At 61.3% G+C, this 12,436-nt stretch carries 1 protein-coding gene; it reads left to right on the plus strand.

Features of this window, described 5'->3' with window-relative positions:
• Positions 1 to 745 precede the first annotated feature (745 nt).
• The gene (locus IM300_RS00785) at positions 746 to 12,433 is read left to right on the plus strand and encodes a BapA/Bap/LapF family large adhesin (RefSeq protein ID WP_193034860.1); all 11,688 of its coding nucleotides are present in this window, start codon (positions 746 to 748) and stop codon (positions 12,431 to 12,433) included.
• Positions 12,434 to 12,436 lie beyond the last annotated feature (3 nt).

Below are 12,436 nucleotides of genomic sequence, written 5' to 3' on the forward strand. Positions count from 1 at the left end.
AATGGTCGTTATCCTCTTTATTCTTTTGACATTAGCCGCCCTCGTGGAAATCGGCCTAATTTCTTTCGGCTAAACCCGGTTACTTCTGAAAGGCCACATTTGTGGCCATTTATTTATTAAACATGAGAAGAAATCACTTTATTTTTTGAGTAGCAGAAATTAAAGGCCCTATAAAAATATATTTTATAAATGAGATAATTTTAAATATATCATACACCAGATAATTTACCCTAACTTAAACCGCAATTAAGCAGTAATTAAACCTAACCAAAATTATATATATATCGCACATTTTAATTATTATTATCGCCCTGCCAGCCCCGTTTTAAGGGTTGCACCTTTTACGCCAAAACCCTTTCTCCACGCGCCCTTGTAGCGAACGAAATATATTCATGCTATCAATTAATTTCCCCTGCAATAACCGCGCTGGGTTTACGAACGCTTAATTTGCATATTCAGACATTTATAGCTATATCATTTTCATAACGAAATAAATCAATACCTGCACAAATAATAAGGCTTATAAATCGCAAATATATAAATAAACAACAGTTTCCTGACTAAATAATTAGCTTTGCCCTGAGGTTGCCACTTTTAATCCTGGCGGGCATCGGTCGCGCTAAAGAAAGTGACGGTAAATTCTGTTTTTTAAACAGTATTTTCACCGGGAGCGCGCTCATCCCTTCAGAAACGATGGCCTTGTTTGACACGCCGTAACCAATAACTCTGCTGGAGTAATAACTGTATGAGCCAAATATCTGTTATATCTAAATTAACTGGCGTGGAAACGACCACGGAAGGGACACAGATAACACTCGATCACTCATCTGTCGTTAAGCTTAACGTGGATCGTGCCGACATCGCAGGTTACTCCCGCAGCGGAAACGATCTGGTGATCACCCTCAACTCGGGCGAAGTGATTACCCTGAAGAATTTCTACGTCACTGATGCGCAGGGCGTAAGCCAGCTGGTACTTGAGGAGAGTGACGGCGCGCTGTGGTGGATTGAAGATCCAACCGGTGCCGCGACCTATGAATCCATCGCCTCCACCGATGCATTACTGGCGGCGTCAGGGAGCGATGCCGGCGGCGCCGCAGCGTGGCCCTGGGTGCTGGGTGGCCTGGCCGTCGCAGGTGGGATTGCCATCGCGGCGGGAACCGGCGGTGGAGGGGGCGGAGATGACGATAACAACAACCCGAATCCTGGCAATCCGGGAAATCCTTCCGAACCTGATACTACGCCTCCGAATGCCCCCACCAATCTTCAGGTCTCACCTGACGGAAAAACCGTAACCGGTACGGCTGAGCCGGGCAGCACGATTACCCTGAAAGATGCCAATGGCAACACCATCGGAACGGGCAAGGTCGGCAGCGACGGTAAATTCACTATCGATCTGGGTACACCGCTCACCAATGGGGAGCAGATCACCGCCACCGCCACCGATCCGTCCGGCAACACCAGCCAGGGCGGCCAGGTCACGGCGCCGGATCTCACCGCGCCGGATGCACCTGCTAATCTGGAAGTTTCACCTGACGGCAAAACCGTGACCGGTACGGCTGAGCCGGGCAGCACCGTGACCCTGAAAGATGCCTACGGCAACACCATCGGCACGGGCAAGGCCGGCAGCGACGGTAAATTCACTATCGATCTGGGTACACCGCTCACCAATGGGGAGCAGATCACCGCCACCGCCACCGATCCGTCCGGCAACACCAGCCAGGGCGGTCAGGTCACGGCGCCGGATCTCACCGCGCCGGATGCTCCTGCTAATCTGGAAGTTTCACCTGACGGCAAAACCGTGACCGGTACGGCTGAGCCGGGCAGCACCGTGTCCCTGAAAGATGCCAATGGCAACACCATCGGCACGGGCAAGGCGGGCAGCGACGGTAATTTCATTATCGATCTCGGTACGCCGCTCACCAACGGGGAGCAGATCACCGCCACCGCCACCGATCCGTCCGGCAATACCAGCCAGGGCGGTCAGGTCACGGCACCGGATCTCACCGCGCCGGATGCGCCGCAGATTGTCACCGTCAGTGATAACGTGGGCACCGACGCGGGCCCGATGAGCAACGGACAGCGCACGGACGATGCACGCCCGACGTTCAGCGGCATCAGCGAAGCTGGCACCGTCATTACCTTCTATGACAACGGCAAGCCGATCGGTACCGCCACGGCCGATGCCAGCGGTAAATGGAGCTTTACCCCGTCGACCAACCTGTCTGAAGGAAACCACGCTATTACCACCACCGCGACCGATGCCGCAGGCAATACCAGCCCGGCGTCCACGGCGGTGACTTTCGTGGTGGATACGGTCGCGCCGGGTGCCCCGGCGATCGTCAGCATAACCGATGACGTTGCGCCCAATACCGGCACGCTCGGAAGCGGAAGCACCACGAACGATCCGCGCCCGCAGCTCACCGGCACGGCGGAAGCGGGCTCTACGGTCACCATCTATGACAACGGCATTGCCATTGGCACTGCGGTTGTGGGCAGCAACGGAAGCTGGAGCTTTACGCCGTCGGTAAACCTGAGCGAAGGCAGCCACCAGCTTACCGTACGCGCCACCGACGTCGCCGGTAACACCGGTCCGGCCTCGCCGGCCTTTACCGTAACGGTGGATGTCACCACCCCGCCTACACCAACAGGATTTATCGTTAACGACGATACCGGAGGACTGAAAGGCGCGATTACCGCCGGACAGGTTACCGACGAGTCGCAGCCGCGGCTGACGGGCCGAGGAGAGCCGGGCAGCACGATTACGGTTTACGATAACGGCGTTGCGATTGGCAGCACCACCGTTCTGCCGAACGGTACCTGGAGCATCACGCCGACAACGCCGCTGGCAGAGGGTGCACACTCAATTACCCTGCGCGAAACCGATGCGGCAGGCAACCAAAGCGGCCTGTCTGAGCCGATCAACTTCACCGTCGATCTTACGCCGCCAGACATGCCGGAGGCGACGCTCAACTCCACAGGCACGCAAATCACCGGTACCGCCGAGCCGGGCAGTAAAATTGTCATTACCAACAACGCCGGGGTGCAAATCGGGACCGCCACTGCCGACAGCAACGGCAACTACGTCGCCAACCTGAACCCTGCACAAGTGAACGGCGAGATCATCTCCGTGGTCGCCTCCGATGCCGCAGGCAACCAGAGTTCACCGGCGCTGGTTAACGCCGCGGATATCACCCCGCCTGCCGCACCGGGTAACCTTGTGGTGGCAGAAGACGGGGCAAGCGTCAGCGGAACCGCCGAGCCAAACAGCACGATTATCATTAAAGCGCCAGACGGTACGACCATCGGCCAGGCCACCGCCGGCCCGGATGGCACCTTCACTATCCCGATTTCGCCAGCCCAGACCAACGGCGAGGCCCTTGAAGTGACGGCTACCGACGGCAGCGGCAACACCAGTCCGTCCGGCTTTGCCGACGCGCCAGACAGCACGCCGCCGCAGGCGCCGGAAAATGTGGTTATCTCTGCCGACGGCACCACGGTGACCGGTACAGCCGAGCCGGGCAGCACCGTGACCATTCGTGAAAATGGCGTGAAGGTCGGGGAAGCGGTTGCCGACGATCAGGGTAATTTCAGCGTTGATCTGATCCCGCCGAAAGCCAACGGCGAAGCCCTGACCGCCGATGCCACCGATACCGCCGGCAACACCGGCCCGACCGCGCCGTTTGACGCGCCGGACATCACCGCAGCGCAAACCCCGGTCATCACCGGCGTGGTGGACGATGCGCCAGGCGATACCGGCCCCGTCAGCCAGAACGGTCTCACCAACGACAGCACGCCAACCATCAACGGAACGGGCGAGCCAGGCACCACCATCACCCTTTACAGCGGCACTACCGTCATTGGCACCGGTACGGTTGGGCCTGACGGCCAGTGGTCCATCACGCTGGCTACCGCGCTGCCGGACGGCGGGCACGTGCTGACGGCGACCGCGGTTGATGCCGACAACAACCTCAGCGGGACATCGAACACCTGGAGCATCACGGTGGATACCGCCGTTCCGGGCGCCCCGGCCATTACGCAGGTCGTTGATGACGTACCGGGCACTACGGGGGCGCTGGACAGCGATGGCATCACTAACGACACGCTCCCTACCGTGAACGGTACCGGCGAGCCGGGAACCACCGTAACGATCCGTCTGGATGGGCAGGATATTGGTACTGCCCTCGTTAACAGCGCCGGCGCGTGGACCTTTACGCCTGCCACGCCATTAGTGAACGGCCAGCATACCTTCACCGTCGTTGCGAGCGATGCGGCAGGTAATACCAGCGCGCCTTCTGGCGGCTTTACCTTTACCGTCGATACGACTCCGCCACTGGCGGCCACCATTGACACCGTCTCCGATAATATTGGTCCAGTACAGGTTCCGCTTAACAGCGGGGATACTACCGACGATACGCTGCCGCAGTTGCAGGGTACCGCACCGGCAGGCACCACCATCACTATCTATGACGGCACCACCCTGCTCGGCACGGCCGTGCTCGACGGCAGCGGCGGCTGGAGCTTTACGCCAACCACGCCGCTGACGGAGGGTCCACATTCGCTGACGGTCCACGCCACGGATGAGGCGGGTAACACCACCATCTCGCCACCGTTTGAGCTGGCGATCGACACGACCGCGCCTGCAACGCCGGATATTCCTGACATTACCGTCAACCCGGACGGCGGCACGCCGGGTACTGCCCTGAATCCGGGGGAGACTACCCGCGATACCACGCCAACCCTGAGCGGCTCGGGCACGCCGGGGGATACCGTGAACATTTACGATGGCGCCACCAAAATTGGTGAAGCCGAGATCGACGGCGACGGCAACTGGACCTGGACACCAACTACCCCGCTGCCTGACGGCACCTACGATCTCTCCCTGACGGTGACCAACCAGGACAGCGCCGGGAACGAAAGCGCGCCGTCCACGCCGGTGACCATTACCATTGACAGCGACGCCCCTGCCGCGCCGGGTGTTCCGGTGGTGACGGACAGCGTGAGCCAGATCACCGGTCCGGTGGCCGATGGCGGATCCACCAACGATCCGCGTCCGGTACTGAGCGGCACCGGTACGCCAAACGACGTCATTACCATCTATGACCAGGTGGGTACAGGCGCGCCGCAGGCCGTAGGCAGCGTTACGGTAGACGGTAACGGCAACTGGACCTGGCGTCCGGAGAGCAACATCGGCGAAGGAACGCACGAATACACGGCGACCGCCACCGATGAATCCGGCAATGAATCTTTGCCATCAGCCGGTATCACGATAACGGTAGATACCCTTGACCCGATTACCCCGGTCATCAGCGACATCGCTGGCGCGCAGAACGGCGGGTCTACTAACGACACTACGCCAACCCTGAGCGGCACCGGCACCACCGGCGAAACGGTGATCATCTACAACAACGGCGTGGAAGTGGATCGCGTTGATGTCGTCAACGGTCAATGGTCCTACACCCTGCCGACGCAAACCGATGGCCCGCTGAACATCACCGTTGCCGCGGTGGACGATGCGGGTAATCTCAGCCCGGTCAGCCCGGTCTTTAGCGTGACGGTCGATACCCAGACGCCAACCGTGCCGCAAATTGACGCCGTCTCTGACAGCCAGCTGGCGAACAGCGTGCTTTACACCCGTGACGGCACCCCAACCCTTACCGGGATCGGCGAGCCGGGTTCGAACGTAACGGTCACCGTTGACGGCGTCGCCTCTCCGGTCGTGGTGGTGGTTCAGCCGAACGGGACATGGACCTGGACCGCCGACCCTGCGCTTGCGGAAGGGCCGCACACCTTCTCGGTCGCCGCGAGTGATGCCGCGGGGAATACCTCCGTCAGCTCCGGCGATCTCAGCGTGACGGTGGATACGCTGCCGCCTGCAACGCCAACGAATATCGACATCGCCGAGCAGGGTACGCCGCTAACCGGTACGGCGGAAGATGGCACCACCGTGACGGTACGTGACGCCAACGGCAATATCATCGGAACCGGCGTTGCGACGGGAGGTACCTTCACCATCGCCCTCTCGCCGGCCCAGCTGGATGCCACCACGCTGACGCTGATCGCCACAGACGCAGCAGGAAACGCCAGCCCGTCAACCACCTTTGACGTGCCGGAGTCCACGCTCGATCTGCCTGCGGTACCGGTGATTACGGCAATCAACGATGACGTCGATCCCGTCACGGGCGACGTGAAAGATAAAACCACCAATGACACCACGCCTACCCTTACCGGCACCGCCGATCCGGGCAGCGTGATCGCCATTTATCAGGATGGATCGCTGCTTCCGGTGACCACTGTCGTTGCGGATACCAACGGCAACTGGAGCTACACGCCGCTCCTGCCGCTGACGGAAGGGCCACATACCTTTGCCGTGACCGCCACGAATACCACCACCGGCGAGACCAGCGGGCAGTCGCCAATCGCGACCGTCACCGTCGACCTCACCGCCCCGACAGCGCCAGCCATCGGTGCGGTGACCGATGATGTGGGTCCGGTTACTGGCCCTATCGCCGACGGGCAGAGCACCAACGACAATCGTCCTACCCTCACCGGGACAGGCACGGCTGGGGACACCATTACGATTTACAATAACGGCGACCCGCTGGGCACCGTTCTCGTCGGGCCAACCGGCACCTGGAGCTATACGCCGCCTGCGCTGGATGACGGCAGTCACACCCTGACCGTCACCGCCACCGACCCGGCAGGGAATGAAAGCACCCCATCGGCAGGGATCACCATCGTTGTCGATACCGTCTCCACCACGCCGGTGATAACCAGCGTGACGGATAACGCAGGCAATGCCGCAACGCCTGTACCAAGCGGCGATCCGACCAACGACACCACGCCAACCCTGACCGGCACCGCAGAGCCGAACAGCGTCGTCGCCATATTTGATGGCACCACGCAGATTGGTACCGTAGCAGCAGACAGTACCGGCGCCTGGACCTTTACCCCGGAAACCGCCCTCGGCGAAGGGACGCATGACTTTACCGTCAGAGCGACGGATCCGCAGGGCAACGTTAGCCAGCCGTCCGGCGTCTGGAGCGTCAATATCGATCTGACGGCGCCACAGGTGCCGACGATCGATTCGGTCAGCGATAACGCCCCGGGTGGCGTAACCGGCCCGCTTACCGCCGGGCAGGTCACCAATGACACCACGCCAACCCTTAGCGGCACCGGCCAGGCGGGCACCACCATTCACGTGCTGAATAACGGCGTGGAGATTGGTACCACCACGGTCGACAGCAGCGGCAACTGGACCTTTACGCCAGATCCGGTCCTGACGGACGGGACGTATAATCTGCGCGTTAACGCCAGCGATGACGTCGGAAACGTCTCCGCCAACTCCCCAGTGTTCGCCTTTACGGTGGATACCGCTGGCCCTGCGGCTCCGGTCGTCACGACGGTGATAGACGACGTGGGCCCGGGAACGGGAACCCTCGCCAGCAACGGGGCCACCAACGACACCCGTCCAACCTTCAACGGTACGGGGGAAGTGGGCGCAACGGTACACGTTATTGTTGATGACGTGGAAATTGGCACGGCGGTCGTCAACGCCCAGGGTACCTGGAGCTTCACGCCGACCACCGCGCTGAGTGAAGGGCCACACACCATTACCTTCAACGCCACCGACGCCGCAGGCAATACCGGCGACACCTCGCCGCCGTTCAACCTGACGGTGGATACGTCGGTACCCGTTGCACCGGTCTTTACGCCAGCCACCGATAACGTTGGCACCGTACTGGGCCCGATCGCTTCGGGGCAAAGCACAGACGATACCACGCCAACGCTGAACGGCACCGCGGCGGCCAACGCGACCATCACCATTTATGAGAATGGTCAGCAGGTGGGCACCGCCGTGGCGGATGCCAACGGCGTATGGAGCTTCACCCCCGGCACGCTGGCAAACGGCAGCCACACCTGGACCGCCACGGCAACCGACGCCGCGGGCAACGTCAGCCCTGCCTCACCGGGCTTCACGCTGGTTGTGGATACGACCGTGCCTGTCGCGCCCGTTATCACGCAGGCGATTGACGATGTTGGCACCATCACCGGGGCGATCGGTTCCGGCCAGACCACCAACGATCCTCTCCCGCGTCTGGTGGGGACCAGCGAGCCGCTGGCAACCGTGAATATCTATGAGGGCAACACGCTGGTGGGCACCGGTACTGCCGATGCCAACGGCAACTGGACCATCGATATCACTGTGCCGCTGGACAACGGGCCGCATACCTTTACGGCAGAAGCCACGGATCAGGCGGGCAACACCAGCGCGCCATCCGGCGACTTCAGCCTGACCATTGATACCACGCCGCCAGCGCTGCCGGTGCTGACCAGCATCACCGATGACGTCGGTAACGCTGCGACGCCTGTCGCCAACGGCGGGTTAACCAATGATGCCCGACCAACGCTCACCGGTACGGCAGAAGCCGGCGCGACGATCACCATCTTTGATAATGGGGTACAGATTGGCACCGCTGTCGCCACCGGCGGCGCGTGGAGCTTTACGCCGTCTACCCCGCTGGCTGACGGGCCGCACAATCTGACCTTCTCCGCCACCGACGCCGTGGGCAACGCCAGCGCGCAGACCGGCGGCTACACCATCAATGTGGATGCCACCGCCCCTGTCGCGCCGGCCATCACCTCGATTGTGGATGATGTGGGAACCGTCACCGGCCCTGTCACCGGCACCAACCCAACCAACGATACTCGCCCAACGTTAAGCGGCACGGCGGAAGCCAATTCCACCGTACGTATTTTCGACGGCACGACGCTGGTGGGTACGGTCACCGCGGATGCCAACGGCAACTGGACGCTGCCGCAAACCAGCACCACGCTGACGGAAGGCGCGCATAACTTCACCGCCATCGCCACCGACGCCGCGGGCAATACCAGCGTGGCATCACCGATTATCACGATTAACGTTGACCTGACGCCGCCACCAGCCCCGGCGGGCCTGGCGGTGATCACCAACGGTACGCAGGTGACCGGTACGGCGGAAGCGGGAAGCACCGTCACCATCACCAGCAGCACCGGAACCGTTCTTGGAACGGCCGTCGCTGACGGTAGCGGGAACTTTAGCGCCACCATCACCCCTGCGCAGACCGCCGGGGAATCCCTGATCGTCTTTGCTACCGATAAGGCCGGTAACGCGGGTATCACCACCTCCGTGATTGCTCCAGTCACGGCGATCCCGAACGCGCCGGTTATCGCCACCATCGACGATAACGTCGGGACGGTGACGGGCAACCTGACCAACGGAAAAACCACCGATGACACCACGCCAACCCTGAGCGGTACGGCGCAGCCGAACGCGACCATCACCCTGTATAACAACGGGGTGCTGATGGGCACGGTCACCGCGAATGCCAGCGGCAACTGGAGCTTCACCACGCCGGTACTGAGTGAAGGCCCGCATGCCTTCACCGCCACGGCGAGCAACGGCTCGGGCACCAGCCCGATTTCCACGCCGACGACCGTGATTGTCGATCTCACTGCGCCAACGGCCCCAACAGGGACCTTCAACGCAGACGGCAGCGTACTGACCGGCAGCGCCGAAGCGGGCAGCACCGTCACCATCCGCCTGGCGGATAATTCAACGGTCACCGCCACGGCGGACAGCAACGGCAGCTGGAGCTACACCTTCCTCAATAAACAGACGGAAGGCCAGACGCTGCAAATCACCGCTACCGATGCGGCAGGCAACGTCTCGCTGCCTGGCTCAGCCCTTGCGCCGGTGGTGCCGCTGTCGGCCAGCACCAACGCTGAGGAGCTTGCGCTGACGACCACCGCCACGGTGACCAACTCGCAGTACAGCGACTACGGTTTCCTGCTGGTGGGCGCCGTGGGTAACGTGCTGACGCTGCTCGGCAACGACACCGCGCAGGTAGGTTTCACCGTCGGCAGCGGCGGCACGGCGGATATTGCCGTGAACGCCAACGCCACGGGTGCCGTGCTCTCCCTGCTCAACACCCTTGAGCTGGTGGTGCAGCGCTTTGACGCCGTCAACAATACCTGGACCACCGTGGTGGATACCGGACAGCCGCAGTTCGCTGACCTGTTGACCCTCGGCGCGGCGGGAGTGTCGCTCAACCTGACCGGCCTGGCGAATGGCCAGTATCGCGTCCTGAGCTACAACACCAACCTGCTGGCAACCGGCTCCTACACCAGCCTCGACGTGGCGGTGAAAGAGACCAGCGCGGGTACCGTGTCCGGCGACACCAGCCTTGCGGGTAACGTGATCACCGACGTTGACCCGACCGCAGGCAGCGACAACGCCCCGGCGGGCACCACCGTCACCGCGGTCACCAACGCCCAGGGCACCACCACCAGCGTTACGGCTGACGGCACGGTGATTCAGGGACAGTACGGCACGCTGACCATCAACCTGGACGGCAGCTATACCTATAACCTGACCAATACCAGCGCCTCGGTCATTGGCCGCACGGAGAGCTTTACCTACACCATCACCCACAACGGCACCAGCGCCTCGGCAAATCTGGTTCTGTCGCTGGGCGAAGGCGCCACCAGCAGCGGGATCGTGGCCGTGGACGATACCGCCTCGCTGACCTTCGACACGACCGTTGAGGCCATTAACAACGGTCCGTCGTCGCAGGGCGGCTTTACCCTGGTGGGCATTAACCTTGGCAATACGCTGGGGCTGAACCTACTGGACGATCTGGCCAACCCGATCATCTATAACGTGGAAGAAGGCACCACCCGCACCATGACGGTTCAGGCCTCCGTGGGCGGCGTGGCGCTGGCCTCGGTGTTCGACCTCTACATCTATAAGTTCAACAATGCGACGCAGACCTTCGAGCAGATGCGCGTTGAACCGGGCTGGCTGCGCGCGCCGCTGCTGGGCGGCACCTCGCCGCAGCTGACGCTGAACCTGCCCGCCGGCGAGTACCTGTTCCTGCTGAATACGGCGGCGGGGATCACCGCGCTGACGGCCTACACGCTGAACGTCTTGCAGGATCATGTCTACAGCGTGGCAAGCGTGAGCGAGTCCACCACCGGAGATGTGCTGTCCGACGATATCGCACCGGCGGGTACCGTGGTCTCCGACGTTAACGGCGTGACGGTGAACGGCAATGGTCTGACGGAGATTACCGGCGAGTACGGTACGCTGCGGATCAACGCGGCCGGGGAGTACACCTACACCCTGAAGAGCGGGGTCGGTGCTGACAGCATCAGCACGCCGGATACCTTCGTTTATACCATCACCGCGCCGAACGGCTCGAAAGACACGGCATCGCTGAACATCACCCCAACCGCGCGGCCAATGGACGCGGTAAACGATGTCAGCACGGCGATGGACGTGAACTCGGTACACCGCACCGCCGCCTACTCGGATACCACCGTCGGCTCGGCGAGCTGGAACGCCGCGCTGCTTACCTCAACGCAGGGTACCGGCACCGGTACCTTCGTGGTGGATCCTAATACCGCGCTGCATAACGTGGTGCTGTCGTTTAACGTCGCCTCGCTGCTGACGCTTACCGGGTTAACGGTGGACTGGACGCTGACCAACGGCACCACCACCATCCGATCCGGCTCGTTCAACGGCGGGCTGCTGCTGGGCGGCAGGGCGACCATCAACCTGACGGGACTCGATCTGGAGGCGGGAACCTACACGCTGAACTATACCGGCAAAATGGGGCCGCTGGGGGTGGGGAATATCACCGTTACCCCAAGCGTTACCGGCACCAACTACTCGCTGTCGCAGTTCGACGCCACGGGCACCCACACCGTTGACGGCAATATCTTCGACGGCACCGGCTCCGCGGGCGCGATGGACCAGCTGCACTCGGTGGATACCCGCCTCAGCATTACCGGCTACGACGGCGTGACCACCACGCTGGATCCGTACACCGGCAGCACGCAGGTGAACATTACGGGCCACTACGGCACGCTGGCGATTGCCGCAGACGGCAGCTACACCTACACGCTCAACCCGGGGATATCGTTCTCTACCATTACCAGCAAGGAGGTCTTTAACTACACCCTGACCGATGCCAACGGTAGTAAGGATACTGCGTCGCTGACCATCAACATGGCGCCGAAATTTGTCAGTTCGGAGCATAACGATCTCATCAGCGGCACGGCCTATGGCGACACGCTGATTTATCAGGTGTTGAACAATACGGCGGGTAACGCAACGGGGGGCAACATCACCAGCGCTGGCGGTGACCACTGGACGAACTTCTCCCTGGCGCAGGGAGACAAGATCGACATTGGCGATCTGCTGGTGGGCTGGAACGGTAGCGCGTCGACGCTTGGGAACTATGTCTCTGTTTCACAAAGCGGTGGCAATACTGTGATCTCCATCGACCGTGACGGCACGGGAGCCGCCTACACTAAATCTACGCTCGTTACGCTTGATAACGTTCAGACCACCTACGACGAGCTTGTGAACCAGCAACACATCATTACCTGATAG

Source organism: Enterobacter cloacae complex sp. I2, from assembly GCF_014896205.1.
Classification (GTDB): domain Bacteria; phylum Pseudomonadota; class Gammaproteobacteria; order Enterobacterales; family Enterobacteriaceae; genus Enterobacter; species Enterobacter quasihormaechei.